Source organism: Proteus mirabilis HI4320 (genome assembly GCF_000069965.1).
In the GTDB taxonomy this organism is placed as follows: domain Bacteria; phylum Pseudomonadota; class Gammaproteobacteria; order Enterobacterales; family Enterobacteriaceae; genus Proteus; species Proteus mirabilis.
In genome coordinates this window covers 3,766,154-3,784,344 of record NC_010554.1, presented here as the reverse complement: position 1 = coordinate 3,784,344, position 18,191 = coordinate 3,766,154, and the positions used below count along the sequence as shown (strand labels likewise).

At 37.0% G+C, this 18,191-nt stretch carries 22 protein-coding genes; 12 read left to right on the top strand and 10 right to left on the bottom strand.

Features of this window, described 5'->3' with window-relative positions; all coding sequences use genetic code 11:
• Positions 1 to 66: 66 nt before the first annotated feature.
• The 9 genes from argF to PMI_RS17185 all read left to right on the top strand — a co-directional run bounded on the left by argF (position 67) and on the right by PMI_RS17185 (position 7,287).
• Positions 67 to 1,071 (top strand): ornithine carbamoyltransferase, encoded by a 1,005-nt coding sequence (gene argF / locus PMI_RS17230; protein ID WP_004246195.1) that lies wholly within the window; start codon positions 67 to 69, stop codon positions 1,069 to 1,071.
• 179 nt (positions 1,072 to 1,250) lie between these two features.
• Complete coding sequence (locus PMI_RS17225; protein WP_004246196.1) at positions 1,251 to 1,430, top strand: hypothetical protein; 180 nt, start codon at positions 1,251 to 1,253, stop codon at positions 1,428 to 1,430.
• On the top strand, positions 1,423 to 2,358 hold the full coding sequence (gene pyrB / locus PMI_RS17220) for an aspartate carbamoyltransferase (protein WP_004246197.1): 936 nt from the start codon (positions 1,423 to 1,425) through the stop codon (positions 2,356 to 2,358). The genes PMI_RS17225 and pyrB overlap by 8 nt, the downstream gene beginning before the upstream one ends.
• Before the next feature lie 13 nt (positions 2,359 to 2,371).
• The gene (gene pyrI / locus PMI_RS17215; protein ID WP_004246198.1) at positions 2,372 to 2,830 is read left to right on the top strand and encodes an aspartate carbamoyltransferase regulatory subunit; all 459 of its coding nucleotides are present in this window, start codon (positions 2,372 to 2,374) and stop codon (positions 2,828 to 2,830) included.
• Positions 2,831 to 3,167: 337 nt separating this feature from the next.
• A complete protein-coding gene (locus tag PMI_RS17210) occupies positions 3,168 to 3,554 on the top strand; it encodes a RidA family protein (RefSeq protein WP_004246200.1) in 387 nt (128 codons plus the stop codon).
• A 345-nt stretch (positions 3,555 to 3,899) separates the two neighbouring features.
• Positions 3,900 to 6,038 (top strand): anaerobic ribonucleoside-triphosphate reductase, encoded by a 2,139-nt coding sequence (gene nrdD / locus PMI_RS17200; protein ID WP_004246202.1) that lies wholly within the window; start codon positions 3,900 to 3,902, stop codon positions 6,036 to 6,038.
• A gap of 4 nt (positions 6,039 to 6,042) precedes the next feature.
• The gene (gene nrdG, locus PMI_RS17195) at positions 6,043 to 6,507 is read left to right on the top strand and encodes an anaerobic ribonucleoside-triphosphate reductase-activating protein (protein WP_004246203.1); all 465 of its coding nucleotides are present in this window, start codon (positions 6,043 to 6,045) and stop codon (positions 6,505 to 6,507) included.
• 26 nt (positions 6,508 to 6,533) lie between these two features.
• A complete protein-coding gene (locus PMI_RS17190) occupies positions 6,534 to 6,743 on the top strand; it encodes a hypothetical protein (protein WP_004246204.1) in 210 nt (69 codons plus the stop codon).
• A gap of 181 nt (positions 6,744 to 6,924) precedes the next feature.
• Entirely contained in the window at positions 6,925 to 7,287 is a 363-nt protein-coding gene (locus tag PMI_RS17185) for a hypothetical protein (protein ID WP_012368742.1), read from the top strand.
• Positions 7,288 to 7,295: 8 nt separating this feature from the next.
• On the opposite strand, the gene PMI_RS17180 is transcribed toward PMI_RS17185, so the two are convergent.
• Positions 7,296 to 7,736: a YhbP family protein gene (locus tag PMI_RS17180; protein WP_012368741.1), complete on the bottom strand. Its 441-nt coding sequence runs from the start codon at positions 7,734 to 7,736 to the stop codon at positions 7,296 to 7,298.
• 115 nt (positions 7,737 to 7,851) lie between these two features.
• Positions 7,852 to 8,103, bottom strand: a complete 252-nt coding sequence (locus PMI_RS17175) for a YdgH/BhsA/McbA-like domain containing protein (protein WP_004246207.1) — start codon at positions 8,101 to 8,103, stop codon at positions 7,852 to 7,854.
• Between the two features lie 286 nt (positions 8,104 to 8,389).
• Here PMI_RS17175 and PMI_RS17170 point away from each other — a divergent pair, with 286 nt between their 5' ends.
• Positions 8,390 to 8,671 carry a GIY-YIG nuclease family protein gene (locus PMI_RS17170; protein WP_004246208.1) on the top strand — a complete coding sequence of 94 codons (282 nt, stop codon included), beginning with the start codon at positions 8,390 to 8,392 and terminating at the stop codon, positions 8,669 to 8,671.
• Between the two features lie 16 nt (positions 8,672 to 8,687).
• On the opposite strand, the gene PMI_RS17165 is transcribed toward PMI_RS17170, so the two are convergent.
• Both PMI_RS17165 and ubiT read right to left on the bottom strand, forming a co-directional pair.
• A complete protein-coding gene (locus PMI_RS17165) occupies positions 8,688 to 9,191 on the bottom strand; it encodes a GNAT family N-acetyltransferase (protein WP_012368740.1) in 504 nt (167 codons plus the stop codon).
• Complete coding sequence (gene ubiT, locus PMI_RS17160; RefSeq protein ID WP_004249588.1) at positions 9,185 to 9,718, bottom strand: ubiquinone anaerobic biosynthesis accessory factor UbiT; 534 nt, start codon at positions 9,716 to 9,718, stop codon at positions 9,185 to 9,187. Before ubiT ends, PMI_RS17165 begins: the two co-directional genes overlap by 7 nt.
• Positions 9,719 to 9,933: 215 nt before the next feature.
• Between ubiT and ubiU the strand changes: the two genes are divergently transcribed.
• Together ubiU and PMI_RS17150 are read left to right on the top strand one after the other, a co-directional pair.
• Positions 9,934 to 10,929 carry a ubiquinone anaerobic biosynthesis protein UbiU gene (gene ubiU, locus PMI_RS17155; protein ID WP_004246211.1) on the top strand — a complete coding sequence of 332 codons (996 nt, stop codon included), beginning with the start codon at positions 9,934 to 9,936 and terminating at the stop codon, positions 10,927 to 10,929.
• Positions 10,930 to 10,943: 14 nt separating this feature from the next.
• Positions 10,944 to 11,822, top strand: coding sequence for a U32 family peptidase (locus PMI_RS17150; protein ID WP_012368739.1), 879 nt, complete (start codon positions 10,944 to 10,946; stop codon positions 11,820 to 11,822).
• A 69-nt stretch (positions 11,823 to 11,891) separates the two neighbouring features.
• Here PMI_RS17150 and PMI_RS17145 read toward each other — a convergent pair whose 3' ends face one another.
• The 6 genes from PMI_RS17145 to fimA all read right to left on the bottom strand — a co-directional run bounded on the left by PMI_RS17145 (position 11,892) and on the right by fimA (position 17,955).
• Positions 11,892 to 12,824, bottom strand: coding sequence for a fimbrial protein (locus PMI_RS17145; protein ID WP_012368738.1), 933 nt, complete (start codon positions 12,822 to 12,824; stop codon positions 11,892 to 11,894).
• Positions 12,825 to 12,856: 32 nt separating this feature from the next.
• The gene (fimG, locus tag PMI_RS17140; protein ID WP_004246214.1) at positions 12,857 to 13,369 is read right to left on the bottom strand and encodes a type 1 fimbrial minor subunit FimG; all 513 of its coding nucleotides are present in this window, start codon (positions 13,367 to 13,369) and stop codon (positions 12,857 to 12,859) included.
• A gap of 15 nt (positions 13,370 to 13,384) precedes the next feature.
• Complete coding sequence (gene fimF / locus PMI_RS17135) at positions 13,385 to 13,927, bottom strand: type 1 fimbrial adaptor subunit FimF (protein ID WP_004246215.1); 543 nt, start codon at positions 13,925 to 13,927, stop codon at positions 13,385 to 13,387.
• 3 nt (positions 13,928 to 13,930) lie between these two features.
• A complete protein-coding gene (locus PMI_RS17130; RefSeq protein WP_012368736.1) occupies positions 13,931 to 16,552 on the bottom strand; it encodes a fimbria/pilus outer membrane usher protein in 2,622 nt (873 codons plus the stop codon).
• A gap of 37 nt (positions 16,553 to 16,589) precedes the next feature.
• A complete protein-coding gene (locus PMI_RS17125) occupies positions 16,590 to 17,288 on the bottom strand; it encodes a fimbrial biogenesis chaperone (RefSeq protein ID WP_004249595.1) in 699 nt (232 codons plus the stop codon).
• Positions 17,289 to 17,388: 100 nt separating this feature from the next.
• Positions 17,389 to 17,955: a type 1 fimbrial major subunit FimA gene (fimA, locus tag PMI_RS17120; RefSeq protein ID WP_004246218.1), complete on the bottom strand. Its 567-nt coding sequence runs from the start codon at positions 17,953 to 17,955 to the stop codon at positions 17,389 to 17,391.
• Positions 17,956 to 18,191 lie beyond the last annotated feature (236 nt).

Below are 18,191 nucleotides of genomic sequence, written 5' to 3'. Positions count from 1 at the left end.
TAAGGGTTGATGATGAATATTTATTGTATTAAATTGAATATAAATTCAATTATAGGATACTTATCTATGAACCCTTTCTACCAAAGATCATTTTTACGTTTGCTCGACTTCTCATCAGCAGAAATACAACAATTACTGGCTTTATCACTAGAACTCAAACAAGCAAAAAAATCAGGCCATGAACAGCAGTATCTCACAGGAAAAAATATTGCGCTGATTTTTGAAAAAGATTCCACCCGTACCCGTTGTGCCTTTGAAGTGGCCGCCTTTGATCAAGGTGCGAATGTAACCTATCTCGGCGGAGGAAGCCAAATCGGTCATAAAGAATCGATAAAAGATACCGCTCGCGTGTTAGGACGTATGTATGATGGTATTCAATATCGTGGTTATGGCCAAAAAACAGTAGAAATGCTGGCAAAATATGCTGATGTACCGGTTTGGAATGGATTAACCGATGAGTTTCACCCCACACAATTATTAGCGGATTTGCTCACTATTACTGAACATCAAACAAAACCATTATCAGAAACCATTTTTGCTTATCTTGGTGATGCTCGTAACAATATGGGCAATACCCTACTCGAAGCGGCTGCCTTAACAGGAATGGATTTACGCCTAGTCGCACCAAAAGCGTGTTGGCCACAAGCAGAATTAGTCGCTGAATGCCAAAATATCGCTCAGCAAAATGGGGGGAAAATTACCTTAACTGAAAATGTCGCAGAAGGCGTTAAAAACGCCGATTTTCTCTACACGGATGTGTGGGTATCTATGGGAGAGCCAAAAGAAGTTTGGAAAGAGCGTATTACGTTACTCAAACCTTATCAGGTTAATATGGATGTAATCAAACTAACGGGTAATCCAGACGTTAAATTCCTGCATTGTTTACCGGCTTTTCATGATGAAGAGACAACAATGGGGCAAGCATTAGCAGAAGAATTTGGCTTATATGGTGGTTTTGAAGTCACTAACGAGGTTTTTGAATCAAAACACAGTATTGTATTTGATGAAGCAGAAAATCGTCTACACACGATTAAAGCGGTTATGGTGGCGACCTTAGCAAATCCTTTTTAAAAATACATATTCATGCAAAAGCACCGTTTTTTAATGATTAAACAAAGGGTGCTTTTTTGCCTTTTCTTTAAGCTAATTGATTTTTAAATTAAAAAAATTTTTTTGCAAAAAATTAAAAGCAAACGCTTGCGTGTAAGATAAAGATGCGTATAATGCGCCACAATTTGTCAGGAGGAAAGATGAAACAACGCCAATGCCAAGTTGTTGTCACATTACGTACCCTAACCGGTCGTAAGCGCTCTCTTTTTTCCAAAAAGCTATTTTTTAAAACCCCTCTCATTGAGGGGTTTTTTTTGGTCTGTAGAAAAACACATATCGCACCATTTATCGTATCATCAAAGGAGAACTCTAATGACTAATCCGCTCTATCATAAGCATATTATCTCCATCAATGATCTGAACCGAGACGATCTGGAGTCTGTTCTCCATGTTGCTGACAAATTAAAACAGCACCCCAATAGCCAATTGTTAAAAGACAAAGTGATTGCCAGTTGTTTTTTTGAAGCCTCCACCCGCACTCGCTTATCTTTTGAAACAGCAATCCACCGTTTAGGGGCATCTGTGGTTGGCTTTGCAGATGGTAGTAACACCTCTTTAGGTAAAAAAGGGGAAACCTTAGCTGATACTATTTCTGTACTACGTACTTATGCTGATGCCATTGTTATTCGTCATCCTCAAGAAGGTGCGGCACGTTTGGCCTCTGAATTTGCTGGGGATATCCCCGTTATTAATGCTGGGGACGGTGCCAACCAACACCCTAGCCAAACGTTACTAGACTTGTTTACCATTAAAGAAACACAAGGCCGATTAGATAACCTCAATATCGCGATGGTAGGTGATTTAAAATATGGTCGCACAGTACACTCACTAGCCCAAGCATTAGCCAAATTTACAGGAAATCACCTCTATTTTATTGCCCCAAAAGTGCTGGCCATGCCAGAGCATATCTTGCATTTACTCGAAGAGCATGGTGTTGAATATAGTCAGCATGAAACTGTAGATGAAGTGATGTCAGAGCTGGATATCCTGTATATGACTCGGGTACAAAAAGAGCGCCTTGATCCTTCTGAATATGCCAATGTCAAAGCCCAATTTATCTTAACCAGTGCTGATCTGGTGAATGTAAAAGATAATCTTAAGATATTACACCCCCTGCCACGTATCGATGAAATTACCACCGATGTTGATAACACCCCTTATGCTTACTATTTCCAACAAGCAGGTAATGGTATTTACGCGCGTCAGGCACTACTTGCCTTAGTTCTAAATAAAAACTTAGTTCTTTAATAAGGAGCACACCATGACTCATGATCACAAACTAAAAGTTGAAGCTATCAAACGTGGGACTGTTATTGATCATATTCCGGCGCAGGTGGGCTTTAAGATCCTATCTCTATTTCGTTTAACCGAAACAGACGAAAGAATAACGGTAGGTTTTAATCTTCCTTCTGAAAACCTAGGTAAAAAAGATTTAATCAAAATTGAAAATGTCTTTTTAACCGCAGAGCAAGCAAATCGCTTAGCAATGTATGCCCCTCAAGCGACGGTTAATATTATTGATGACTACCAAGTCGTCAATAAAATGGCGCTAAGTTTACCTGAATTACTCGAAGATGTTGTACCCTGCCCTAATAGCAACTGTATTAGCCATAATGAGCCGGTACAAAGTAGCTTTCGCGTAAAAAAATTCGCGTCTGACGTGGTATTAACCTGCAAATATTGCGAAAAAGAATTTGAGCGCCACGCCGTTATTCGTTGATTTCTTATTGGCTATCTGCCCTGCTTGATAGGGCAGATAGTAAACACCTACCCTAAAAATAGAATAATCCCCTCTCAATCGCGTTGATCCCTTTTTATGAAAAAATAGAAATAGCTAATAAGCACTATCTTAGAAAAAAAATTGCTATAAATGGGGGATTTAGATGGGCTAAATATCGTATAAAAAGGCGAGAAAGCGTTAGGATTATTTTCTTTTTATACCTATAGACTTTATGATAAAGCCTGATATCTATCATATTGCTCGTCTTCTGCGCTGGCTATAATAGCGCTGAGCTAATCAAGCGTTAGCATGAATCTTATAAAAACAGGAGTTCTACATGTCTTACGAAATTAATACCGAAAAAGCCCCTGCAGCAATCGGCCCTTATGTACAAGGTGTTGATTTAGGTAATTTAGTGATCACATCAGGCCAATTACCTGTTGATCCTGCTACGGGTGAGTTTGTGTCTGACAATGCGGCAGAGCAAGCACGTCAATCTTTAGAAAACGTCAAAGCAATTATTGAAAAAGCAGGTCTAACCGTTGCTAATATCATTAAAACGACTGTTTTCGTAAAAGATTTAAATGATTTCGGTACTATTAATGCAGCTTATGAAGCTTTCTTTAAAGAGCATAATGCAGCATTCCCAGCACGCTCTTGTGTTGAAGTTGCTCGTTTACCGAAAGATGCCAAAGTAGAAATCGAAGTTATCGCGATCCGCTAATTTATTTTTCTACCTGTCATATCAAAGAAGCAAAGTACTCTTTATGAGCACTTTGCTTTTTTTATATTCTCAATAAATGAGCAATCATTTATTACTGCCATTTTTATCTCAGATTTACAATTCAGCCAAGCCCTCTCCAAGCCTGATGTAGCAAAAATACCTTGATTTAGATCAGTTTTACTCAAGATTATTTCGCTTCCAATTACTATATATTGTGCTTTAATAAATACACAGATACAACATATAGTAATTATACACACCTTATCCACAATTAGTCTCAATGCTACGCCATCACCTGTTTTTATGGGATTAGAGCCTGTGGATAAATAGTTAAGGAGCCAGATTGTGAAAACCATAGTGATAAAACGAGACGGATGTAAAGTCTCTTTTGACCAAACCCGCATCAGCGATGCTATCAAAAGAGCAGCCGAAGCTTGTCAGATCACTGATGATGATTATTGTGAGTTTGTCGCTCAATCTGTTTCACAATCTCTCGCAGGACGTTCGAATGTCGATATCCGTGAGATCCAAGACGCCGTTGAAAATCAGCTGATGGCTGGCGAGCACAAAGATATTGCCAGAGCTTATATTGAATACCGTCATGACCGAGATGTTGCTCGTGAGCAACGAGGACGATTAACTCAGGAAATCCGCGGTCTTATCGAACAGAGTGATGTCTCTATCTTGCACGAGAATGCGAATAAAGACAGTAAAGTTATCCCAACCCAACGCGATTTACTTGCGGGAATTGTGGCTAAACATTACGCAAAATTACATATCCTGCCAAGAGATGTGGTACTCGCTCATGAGCGCGGTGAAATTCATTATCATGATCTCGATTACTCACCCTTTTTCCCTATGTTTAACTGCATGCTGATTGATCTCAATGGTATGTTAACCAACGGTTTCAAGATGGGTAATGCAGAAATAGAACAGCCAAAATCCATTTCAACAGCCACTGCGGTGACTGCACAGATTATTGCTCAAGTCGCTAGTCATATTTATGGTGGCACGACAATCAACCGTATTGATGAAGTCCTTGCACCTTTTGTCAAAGCCAGTTACGACAAACACTATAAAGTGGCGCAAGAATGGCAAATAGCGGATAAAGAAGCTTATGCCAACGCACGTACAGAAAAAGAGTGTTATGACGCTTTTCAATCTTTAGAATATGAAGTTAACACTCTACATACGGCTAATGGTCAAACGCCTTTTGTGACCTTTGGCTTTGGCCTAGGCACATCAAAAGAAGCACGTTTAATTCAACGCTCAATCCTTGAAAATCGCATGGCGGGTTTAGGTAAAAACCGCAAAACGGCGGTTTTCCCCAAACTGGTTTTTGCTATTAAAGATGGCTTAAACCATAAATTTGGTGATCCTAACTACGACATCAAACAACTTGCTTTAGAATGTGCAAGCAAGCGGATGTACCCTGATATTTTAAATTACGATCAAGTGGTAAAAGTAACCGGCTCGTTTAAAACCCCAATGGGTTGTCGTAGCTTCTTAGGCGTCTATGAAGAAAATGGCGAGATGCTCCACGAAGGGCGCAATAACCTAGGGGTGATCAGTTTAAACTTACCACGCATTGCCATTGAGGCCAAAGGAGATGAAGCCGCATTCTGGTCGCTGCTTGATAAACGTCTTGAATTGGCTAAAAAAGCCTTAATGACCCGAATTGCTCGTTTAGAAAACGTCAAAGCACGTGTTGCCCCTATTCTTTATATGGAAGGTGCTTGTGGCGTACGTTTAAAAGCGGATGACAGTGTTGCTGAAATTTTTAAACATGGCCGGGCCTCCATTTCATTAGGTTATATCGGTGTTCATGAAACGATTAATGCCTTATTTGGTACGCAAAAACACGTCTTTGATGATGAAACATTGAGAGCTAAAGCAATAGCAATTATTCAGCGTTTACGTGAAGCTACAGATCAATGGAAAGCAGAAACAGGCTATGGTTTTAGTCTTTACAGTACACCTAGTGAAAACTTATGTGACCGTTTTTGCCGTTTAGATGCAGCGGAATTCGGTATTATACCGGGGGTGACTGATAAAGGTTATTACACCAACAGTTTCCACTTAGATGTAGAGAAAAAAGTCAATCCATATGATAAGTTGGATTTTGAAGCCCCTTACCCGCCATTAGCCAATGGTGGTTTCATATGCTATGGCGAATATCCAAACTTACAACATAACCTAAAAGCATTAGAAGACGTTTGGGATTATAGCTACACCCGTGTCCCTTACTACGGCACAAACACCCCTATTGATGAATGTTATGACTGTGGTTATACCGGCGAATTTTCTTGTACCAGTAAAGGTTTTACCTGCCCTCGATGCGGTAATCACAACCCTGCAAGAGTCTCGGTGATACGCCGTGTATGTGGCTATTTAGGCAGTCCTGATTCGCGTCCATTTAATGCCGGTAAACAAGAAGAAGTTAAACGTCGAGTTAAACATCTGGCTAATGGTCAGTTAGGTTAATACTGTGAATTACCATCAATATTACCCTGTTGATGTTGTCAATGGCCCAGGAACACGTTGCACCCTGTTTGTTGCAGGGTGCGTACACCAATGTCGTGGTTGCTATAATAAATCAACTTGGTCACTAACATCTGGCAAGCCGTTTACCCAAGAAGTGGAAGATCAGATCATTGCTGATTTACAAGACACTCGTATTAAACGACAAGGACTATCACTTTCCGGTGGTGATCCCCTGCACCCCCAAAATCTTTCTGCTATATTAAAATTGGTAAAACGTGTTAAAACGCAATGCCCTGAGAAAGATATTTGGGTTTGGACAGGCTATTTATTGGCTGACTTAACCCCAGAGCAACAAGAAGTCGTTAGCTATATTAACGTACTGATTGACGGCAAATTCGTACAAGAACTTTATGATCCCGCATTACTGTGGCGCGGTAGTAGTAATCAGGTGATCCATAAATTGAAGTAATACACATTGAATTAACTGGAGGATATATGCCTTTAAGTGATAATAAATATGTAAGCTTTTCTGAAGATCATGAACTGAACTACCATTTAAAAAAATGGGGTAAAAAGCAATCGAAAGCCAATCGAGATCAACTCGTGAAGCTAGGCAGTGAATTGAAAAAGAAACTTGGTGTTAAACATCTCCAACATACTGAAATAGATGCAGAGATAGAAAAAAATCTTTCATTATTTGAGTAATATCCCATGATCCCCAGTGATAAATCACCTCACTACTGGGGATCACTTCACTATTATAAAGCGCTCCTATTTAGTCACCCCCGTTATCAAATGCGAATCATTTTCAAAAACAATAGTCAAAGTGATTAGTTTTGTTTTATGATTAGTATTCTTAATTCTTCTTTTTATGACAATATTTAATATGAAATTTGTTTTTTTACCTTTAATTTCAATCGTTTTAATAACTGGGTGTAGTAGTAAATGGGAGCCAAAAGGGGTACCCGATTACACATTACAAGAAGCAAAGTTAATTTGTGATTTGGATGCGAATACACGTTACCCTATTCGTAAAGAGGTACTACAGCACACCGTTTATCGTGATGTAGAAAAAACCTGCCGTAAAGACGACAAAGAGCGTTGTGGGGATAAAAAGACCTATACAGAACGTGTTCCGATGACAGAAAGCTATGTAGCAGATATTAATCAAGAAGATAGAAAAACATTCTATACCTCATGTATGTCTTTAAAAGGTTGGGAGCAAAAAAATTACTACTTTTGGCAATAAGCAGTAACTTAGTGACGTTGCCAAAAGAGCTTAGTACCAAAGCCGAGCTGATTATTCACCATTTTAATTTCTTGCAATTGTAATTGCCATAAAGGCACATGGATGGCGGCTAGCGCCACAGGGAAACGTAAGCAATACTGTTTTCTTGCTCTGATGTCGTCATTAGCGGTTAATAAAGACACTGTACCGGTGAATTGAACGCCTTGCAGATTGGCGACAGAAAGCTCTTGAGTACTAATACTGCCCGCAACAAATAAATTTTCCTGCATCATTTGTGCGTGTCGTGTATGTTTTTCTGAGAGAAAAACAAGTCGCATGTTGCTTTCATCGAACCAATAGAAACAATTCGCGCACCAAATATCCCCTAATGCACGAGTTGTACATAAGGTAAACACATGGTGACTGGCTATATATTGTTTAATTATTTTGATCGAGTCTGGCGTAGACATAATTTACCTGCATAGAAACTAAAAGAGACGCTGTTTAGGTGATAATTATATCACCAAAACAAGCGTCTTACCGCGTGTCTCTTTGTGCAGGTAACTTATCGAGAATAATTATAAATTAACGATAAATTTCCGCATTTACAGTCAGATAATCGTCACCTGTAGCACCGATAACTTTATAACCAGTTGCGCCTTCATCTTTTGCGATTTGTGCAATTTTAGTTGTTAAGCCATCTAAAGTATCGTTACCTGTAATTGTGATATACTCACCAGTAGAGGTATGGCTAGTTGCTACGCTGTCAGCAGCGATTGAACCGAATGAAATAGCACTTAAAGCTAATGTTGCAGCGATTAATGTAGATTTTTTCATGATGAACTCCAATTAAATTCTAAATTTGTTATCTATCGCGGAGTGTGTCTCTGTGATGTGGATCATATTATGCATTTTAATTTAACTTTAAAATTAGCAATTATTGCTGTTCTTTTTCAAAATAATTGAATGTATTTTTTTAGAAAAACGTTTTTTACGTCATAAATTTTTCACAACGTGTTGATATAATTACAAGATTTGAAACTTAGTTGTTTGTTAATAACTACCGTTAGAAATTAAGAAATTTTGTTTATTAAAATCATAAGTAGCACAAAAAGGAAAAAAGATGGCTGATACTCAATGGTCAATCTATATTGTCAGAAATCGTCTTGGCTCTCTTTATACCGGAATAACAACGGATGTTGAGCGACGATTTAATCAGCATCAAAATGGAACTGGCGCGAAAGCACTAAGAGGGAAAGGCCCATTATCATTGGAGTTTTATTGCCAAGTTGGCGATAGGCAACAAGCGTCTCAACTTGAATATCGTTTAAAACAGTTAAAAAAAATACAAAAAGAAAAGCTGATCATTGATCAGCCTTCAGACGTTGCACAGTATTTAGCATAATGAAAAGATGCGATTATCAAACCTCATCAAATAACGGCGAAAAGTTCACTAAGCCGTGAATATCATCAACATTGCCATTATCTAAAGCATAAAATTGAAATACTTCTTCTGTATTCGGCCATTTGCAATGCAAGCCTTGTGATTTTGCCGGTATAAAACCTGATTTTTGATAATAAGTTGGCTCACCTAATACCACAACAGCGCCATAACCAAACTCATTAAGGCTATCAAGCCCTTCATTAATCAATTGACGACCGATGCCCTGACCACGGTATTGTGGCGCCACAGCTAATGGCGCAAGTCCTACCCATTGGCAATCTTTTCCCTCAATATCTACAGGTGTAAAACCGATATAACCAACAATCCGGCCTTCGTCATTGATTGCCACCATACCTAAGGTTAATAATCCCTCTTCACGTAAGTGACCAACTAAATCGGCTTCTGCGCCTGTTGGAAATGATTGGCGTAAAAGATCATCAATAGCAGGAATATCAACAGGAATTTCAACACGTATTAGCATGAAGTTGAGCTCAGTTCATGGCTGTGTGCGGTGTCTTCAACTTCATCTTGAAGGCCACTTTTCACAAAATCAGCCAATTGTAGTAAACCAAAACGCAATACAGATGGCATAGAGTCTAACTCAATTGCATCCATTAGGTTCTTAACATATAACCCAAGTTCTGTATCGCCCTCAATTTGTAAGCGTCGTTGGAAAAACAAGGTGTCCGGATCTTCTTTACGCGCGGCAATTAAAATAAGATCGTTAGCATTACCACTAAAACTTACATCTTCTTTTTCAGAACGGCTTACGATTAATTTATCATCACAAACACTGATAAACCACTGCAAATGTAAATCTTTAATTTCTACCTTTAGCCATTTATCTTCTAAGAAGTGTAAATCCCCCTCAGCTAATGCTTCGCGGAATTGCCAACTTAAAAACTGTTCTAAAATATCACGTTGCAAAGCAAATGGCGTGATTTGCAAAGGGTAACGCAAGAAACGAGGGCCATCTTTAACTAGGCGGGTGCGAATTTTATTAAACACTTTCGGACTCCTTAACATTTAATTGCGGCTATTGTGCCAGATATAGATAGCGATTCTGCGATCCTACATCAATATTCCGTTAATCGGTTGTTCATATTTTGAGTTATTTAATTTTACTTAAGTAAAACTCAATATTCTCTGCCCTAAATCAAAACCTTTTTTTATCCTGCTTATTACAATTTCTGATCATTTTTAATCTCTAAAGGGAAGTGAAGATGGAATTGTTGTGCCCAGCAGGTAACTTACCCGCATTAAAAGCCGCTGTTGATAATGGTGCAGATGCCGTTTATATCGGCTTAAAAGATGACACCAATGCTCGCCATTTTGCTGGCTTAAACTTCACAGAAAAGAAATTGCAAGAAGCCGTCAATTACGTACATCGCCACCAGCGAAAACTGCATATTGCCATTAATACTTTTGCTCATCCTGATGGATTTGAACGCTGGCAAAAAGCCATTGATATGGCGGCTCATTTAGGTGCCGATGCATTAATTTTGGCCGATATTGCTATGCTAGAGTACGCAGCTGAACGCTATCCACAGATAGAGCGTCATGTATCGGTACAGGCGTCGGCCACTAATACTCAGGCAATCGCATTTTATCAACGCAATTTTGATGTTGCACGTATTGTACTACCACGCGTTCTTTCTATTCATCAAGTCAAACAATTGGCTCAAAGTAGTCCTGTTCCTTTAGAAGTCTTTGCCTTTGGTAGTTTGTGCATCATGGCTGAAGGACGCTGTTATCTTTCCTCTTATCTAACTGGTGAATCGCCTAATACTGTCGGAGCCTGTTCCCCAGCTCGTTTTGTCCGTTGGCAGCAAACACCACAAGGTATGGAATCTCGCCTCAATGATGTCTTAATAGACCGTTATGCTCCTGATGAAAATGCAGGGTATCCTACTTTATGTAAAGGACGTTATTTTGTTGATAAACACTGCTATCACGCCTTAGAAGAGCCAACCAGCTTAAATACACTAGCGCTACTACCTGAACTTATGGCTATGAATATTGCCTCTGTCAAAATTGAAGGTCGCCAACGTAGCCCCGCGTATGTTACTGAAGTTGCAAGAGTATGGCGTGCAGCTATTGACCAATGTAAAAAAGATCCTCAAGGTTTTAAAACCCAACCGCGTTGGATGAGTGCATTAGGAAAAATATCTGAAGGAACACAAACAACATTAGGTGCTTACCACCGGAAATGGCAATAATAAGGGATAATAATATGAAATACGCATTAGGCTCTGTACTTTATTATTGGCAAAAAGAAACACTTGAGACATTTTATCAGCAAGCAAAACAGAGCGATGCTGATATTATCTACTTAGGCGAAACAGTCTGTAGTAAGCGCCGTGAGACTAAACCACAAGATTGGATTAATCTGGCCAAAGAAGTGGCTAAAAGTGGTAAACAAGTGATCCTTTCTACCTTAGCACTACTACAAGCGCCTTCTGAACTAAAAGAGATAGCAAAGCTGGTGGATAACGGTGAATTTTTAGTTGAGGCTCATGATTTTGGTGTGATCAATATGCTTTATGAGCGTCATTTACCTTTTGTAGTAGGCCATGGATTAAACTGCTATAACGCTTATGCACTACGTTTATTACAGAAACAAGGCATGATACGTTGGTGTATGCCAGTTGAACTATCTCGTGAGTGGTTAAATAATCTTTTAATTCAATGTGAAGAATTAGCGATTAGAGATAAATTTGAAGTAGAAGTATTCGCTTATGGTCATCTTCCTTTGGCTTATTCAGCGCGTTGTTTTACTGCTCGCTCGGAAAATCGTGCTAAAGATGATTGTGAAACCTGCTGTCAAAAATACCCACAAGGCCGTCAGGTATTATCACAAGAAAACCAACAAGTGTTTGTTTTAAATGGTATTCAAACGCAAAGTGGCTACTGTTACAATTTAGGTAATGATTTAACTTCAATGGCAGGTTTAGTCGATATCGTCCGTCTTTCACCGCAGTCTGATGAAGTTTTTACTACCTTAAAACAATTTCGCCAAAATGAACAAGGCGCACACCCTATTAACACCATCCATCATCATGATTGTAATGGTTATTGGCGTAAACTGGCTGGTTTAGAATTAGTTGAATAAGTAGATATTTTTTGAAATCTAAATAAGGTGGAAAATAAAATTATTATTCCACTTTATTTTAATAAACATCTACTCATAAACAAAGGTCACACCGATAACGGATTTTACATTACCCGCTCTTACTCTTTCTCCCGTTTCACCATACGAAGCAGATAGCCTTAAACTCACACTATTATTCGTCACATTGCCTAATTTGACCGGTGTATTAGCAGGAATAACACCATTATTATTTGATATTTTAATTCCAACCCCTTTAGCAGGAGAGTTAGATGATATATTGGTAAAGACCGTATTATTCACATCAGACGTTGATCCTGTTAAATAGTAAGAAATATTTTGTTGTCTAGGACAAAAAATAGATAAAGGAATAGGTTGCGCATTACCCGGATATTCAGGAAGATTAATCGTGACATTTCTACTAGAAAGATCACAGCCCCCAGTAGGCATAATAACATCATTTAATGCGTAAATATTCCATGTAAAAAAACGAGGGTGCCCACCATCCCAATCTGCAATTTTGTACATTTCTATTTTTGCAATTAAATCCCCCTTATTTATTTGCTTCCCTCCCGCAGCACCAATACTTTTCAAATACAATCTAAGATTTAGTGGGATAAAATTTCTGTCTTTAATATTAATAACTTTTGTATCGTAATAAAGAGGAATAGGATAATAACTGTTATACCATAATAAAGAGCCGTCAAAATTATTCAGCGCGCCTCCAAAAGTCGTTCCACTAACTAAATTAACATGGTCAACGTCTATTGGATCTCTAGGTCCACCATAAGAATCATTTTTACAAAGAATTTGTTGAGATAAATCCACTACCAAATTCTGGTTTACTTCAACTCGAGGCGTTAAATTAACGCGTATATTAGCAGCACCATCACCGACAATTTGTCCCGTTGAAGCGACTTTACAAGTAAATGATAGTACTGAGTTTGAAAATAAACCGAAGCTTAAATACAATAAAAAACGCATTGTTTTTTTATAGCTTATCATAATGTTTTTTCTATAATTTAATTAAATAACAATTACATAAATACATAGGTAACATTAATTATTGCCTGTACTGATCCCTGTGTAGGTCTACCATTTACAGAGATGGCTCTTACTCGTAAAGGAAAGATTGCGGCAAACGAATACTCACCAACTTCAACCACTTTTTTTGAACCGTTTCTTAATTTATTACCTGCAGTATCTTGTAATTCTAAATGAAGATTTTTAGCTGAGCCCTGATTTCTATAGTATCCAGTACTATCATCAAGACCGGTGAATGTCGCTTCAATAGAAGTTGTACCAATAGGACAATTTCTTAACTCCAAATCAACGGGATACCATTTAGAGGTAGAGCCAGGGGTCATAAAATCGAATGTATATAGGTCGCCCATGTCCACATTGGCTGTTTTTGTGATTGTTTCACAAGGCCTTGCTATTACACTTCCATTAACAGTAATTGTTGCATCTGCAGCCATAGCGAATGAAGTATTGCAGCATAAAATAGCAAATATTACGTTTTTTACTCCTCGCCATTTATATTTCATCATTGATTCTCTTTATCTCTATTGGTACTCGAGTGTAAAAGTGGCACTGGCTTTAATTTTTCCAGCTAAGACAGGCATATCGGATGCCATTAATCGACTATAGAAAAAAACGGTGTTACTTTTTCCTGCAACTAAGGGGATCCATTTAAGTTGGTCACTACTTGGATTAATAGGAATGGGTGACCTTTCACTATCTAATATTTGTATTCCAACACCAGAAGCAGATGTTGCTATCGGATCTAACGCTAATAATGAAGGATTATTTCTATCTGAAATACCATTAAAATAGAATTTCACAGCAATCACTGATTCTCCACAAGGTTCCAGTATTATATGAAAAGGAATAAAGGGTGTTGTTTCTCCCACTTTATATAACCGCTTAACTTCATTATTTAATAAATCAATAGTTTGGTATTGTGATTCTGGTGCAACTGCACAGGTGTTATCTCTCATATAACCTGTTATTTGAATAATGCTATCGGCAGAATATGCAACATTAGGTGATAATGATAAGAAAAATAACCATAGTGTTGTCAAAATACCCTTAATATTATTAGTCATTATTTATTCCTTAATAGGGTGGCACTCTGCACTATATTCAACATAAAGTTTATCTGGATCTTGTGGTGGTAATGTGTAATTTACTAAGCATTGTTGCTCTTTCTTACTACCCCAATTCACTTTTAATTGTCCTGAAGGTGATAACCCTGTTAAATAAACTTTTCCTTCATCTGCCACAATCCCAGTATTATTACCTGAATCAACGATAGCCCCGAAAGGTACTGGTTTCCCTTTATGGGTTAATGTCGTAATTGCTTTTATCCCAACACTAGGCTCAAATGTGATCGCACTAATGGCTCCACGAGTAGGAACTACGCTTTTCACCGCATTATCTATTTCAATATTGTTAGAGAATGAATTGGTATCCAATGCAATACGATTTTCTTTATATTCAGAAATATAAGGTAAAACCGCATAACCATTACTGTCTGTCGTGATGCCACTATTGTTTTCTAATTTTATATTTTTAACTTCAGGTACTTTTACTAACACCGCTGTTTGATATATAGGCTGACTAAGTGTTATACCACCTGAGTGAGCTAAAATACTGCCACTCATACCATAATTTATTTGATGTGATGTATCGGTATAGTTATAACCTATATTGCTATTCATATAAGAACCGTTATAACTTAATGAGGCATATCCTGTTGAGTCCGATTCTTCTTCATGAGAATAACCTGTTTGAATATTGTAACTTAAGTTTTTATCTTCCAATAATGTACCGTTTAATCCTATAGTATTGTTAAAACGTTTCTTCATGTTATGCGAGGAGTTAGTACTTAAACTCGCATTTTGCCATATAGAATCATTATCAGAACGCATAAAGTTACTAAAAGGAATACTAGTATTAAATGCTAGCATCTGATCTTTACTATCATTCCATGATGTTTTAGATAAGCTATAATTTAGGCCTAAATTAATACCTTTAATAATAGTATTAAGGCCTATCTGTAATTGATTATCTTGTTTTTTAGAATTCCAATAACGCTGATTAGTACCAATAATATATAACGTAGATTGATCACCTATTTTTTGAGTAATATTGAGTTGTATCCTTTGCCTTTTATTATAAATAAGGTCGTAGTAACTTTGTGGTAATCCACTAACTTCAACAACACCATCCTCCGTTTGTATATAATTTCCTCTCATTTTTTTATAAGTAGTCTCTGCTAAAGTATAAAAACCACTCGTCGCATATTTATAACCGGCAAGTTGCACCCTTGTGCCTAATTCATTGATAGATTTATTATAAAGAATACGTATCGATTGCCCACGGTGTGTAGAGTCATCGGGTAGTATTGATCTCGCTTCGGTAATATCAAATGATAAAGCCCCAAAACGCCCAATATTTTTACCTACCCCAATACTTGCCGCTTGGTAATTTTTGGATAACTGGGTTCCTCCATAAATGGTCCAACCCGCAGGTAAGCCGTGGATCACTGATCCTTGTAAAAAATAAGGCCGCTCCTGCTCATCATTACCCGAACGGTAACTACCTACAGTCACTGAATATTTGGTATGCCCTTCCCTTTGTAATAAAGGGACTGATGAATATGGCACAGTAAAGGTTTGTGTTGAACCATCAGACTCAGTAATGGTTACCTCTAAATCGCCACTGTTACTTGTTGAATAGAGATCATCAATAACAAAAGGACCCGGTGGAAAAGAGTTACGGTAAATCACATAACCATTTTGCTGTATAGTAACCTCGGCATTAGTCCGGGCGACACCTCGAATAATCGGAGCAAAACCTCTTTGGCTATCCGGTAACATAACTTCATCAGATGACAGTTGAAAGCCTCTAAAGTTGATGCTGTCGAAAACTTCACTTTGTGTGTAGCTATCACCAATAATAAGACGAGAATATAATTTATTAATACCACGTTCTATATAAGTATTCAGATGTTTCCAACTTGATTTATTAATAGAATCATAAGAATAAATAGAGTTATCACGAAGACGCCATGGCCCAAGATTGATCCCACTTTGTAAATTGAGATGAGTAAAATGAGTATCTGGGCTACCATCGTTGCGAGTTTTACTCCCATTTAAAATATAGGTAATAAATCCAGCCACAATACCATCATCCCATAACTCTGGTGGAATAAAGCCTCGAGACTGATTGACTAAATATACTTGAGGTATAGTGAGATTGAGCTTTTGTGAACCAACATCAAAATTTGCTGTGGCTTGAGAAATTAATGAAGTAAGTGACTGACAATGTTCATCGAGCTCATTTTTCTGTTCAACATTATTTTTATCTTTATTTTGTTCATCCGTTATGAGATTTAAATTAACATTCCAACTTTTTAGCTCTGCTTTTGTGATACATGGTGATAGCTGCCCTTTATTCTCAATAAAATTGATATATTGGGTTTTTAAGAATATGTCATTTAAGTAAATATCAACCAGATAATTACCTTCAGGTACTTCTAATCCTTTCTCAAAAGAAGATAGATCAGCGACAGACTCCGGGTTATCTGATAAGAAATAGGGGTTATAATAAAACTCCTCCTCAGACTTTGAGTCAACTGAAAATAGTAGCGCAAGTATAAAAATAAATAATTTTACGTTATTTATTTTTATGCCGCTTAAGCTATTTATACCTGTTGAAAATGACATAATATCACTCTTTCAATTCTACAATATTAAATAATGATTATCTAACGTCGACGATTGTTTTTGGTGTGATGGCACCATAATCATTAATAGTTTGAAACGAGAGTTTCCCATAAGCTGATGTTGGAATAGAGATAGACTTATCTTCAAAAGGTGGAACCATAGTGTTCTCTAATTTTTTACCACCAAGTTCTAATTCAGTCATCGTAATAAAATAAGGTGTCGGATTTTTTATAATAAGTGTGTCATTATTACGTTTAAATTGTAGTTTTTTATAATTTTCATCTGGAGATATGGTGAGATCTTTTGGTCTATAAAAGAATTTTATTTTACTAATAATCGCAAGTTGTAACATATTCTCATTAGCAAGTGATTTTTCTACAGCGGGGATAGATTTTACACTCAACCAAAATAAAGTTTCTCTATCTTTCGGTAATTTATTGTTAGTTGCATCTATAATTCTTAAAGTATTCTCTTTTTTACCCTGCATAGAAAATAGAGGAGGCGTAATAACAAAAGAGTTATCTTTCTTTCCTTCGCTATTTTCTATCCAAGACTGTATTAAATAACGTTTTTCATCATTATTAATTACTGGTAATTTTACTTGCTTTTCACCTGCAAAATAAATGACTCTAGTTGCCCCTAATGATACAGCAGCATATGCTTGGTTAATGACACATAGAGTTAAGAGCATTAAAAAAAGAAGCTTTATTTTAGAAAAAGTTAGAATACTATTCATTTTTATAATCCACTATAGCTAATCTTGGTGTATGTCTTATTAAAATAACCCACAAAAAAGTAAAAAAGCCTTATACTAAAAAATAGTATAAGGCTATATATTATTCGTATTGGACAGCAAAGGTTGCGTTCGCGTTTGCGATACCAGGTTCAGTTGCACCTAAAGCATAATATCTTGCTTGGAATGGAATAATATTTTTTCCATCATGTAATTTAGTTGCATTACCGAATCCAGCGCCGTCAAAAGACATTGGTGCACTCTTACTATCTAAAATTTGAATACCGACATTTTTAGCACCACCAGCAGAAGAAGAAGATACTGCTAATACGTCATCTTGTCCTGCAGCAGAAACCCCTGTAAAAGCAACTTTTGCAGTACTAGCTACTTTAGAGTCACAATCATTTAATTGGATAGTAAAATTAGTATTTTCGCTAAAATCACCAGCTTTCGCTAATTTTGCAGTTCTCACTTGACCTAATTTAACTATTTGGCCATCAGATGAAGAGTCAACAGCACATGCTGCATTTACTAATTCACCTTTAAAAAATATTTCGCCACCATTCACGGTTACAGGTCCATTTCCTACAGGATCTTCAGCTGAAACAGCAAAAACAGAACCTACAGATAATGCAGAGATCACAAAAAGTTTCAAATAATTAAGTTTCATATAAATTACCTTAATTCCTAGAAAATAATAAACACATTTAATTACGATTTTTCATAGACTTTTATCTTATTTAGATAATAAGATAAACGTTACTAAGAAATTAAATTGACATCAATATAATAATACTTAATTAAAATTTAACAATTAATTTTTTTAAATTTTTATTCTTACTTTAATTGAATGTTTTATTTTGATTATTTTATTTAGCCCTTCTAAATTAAATTTATTACAATAAG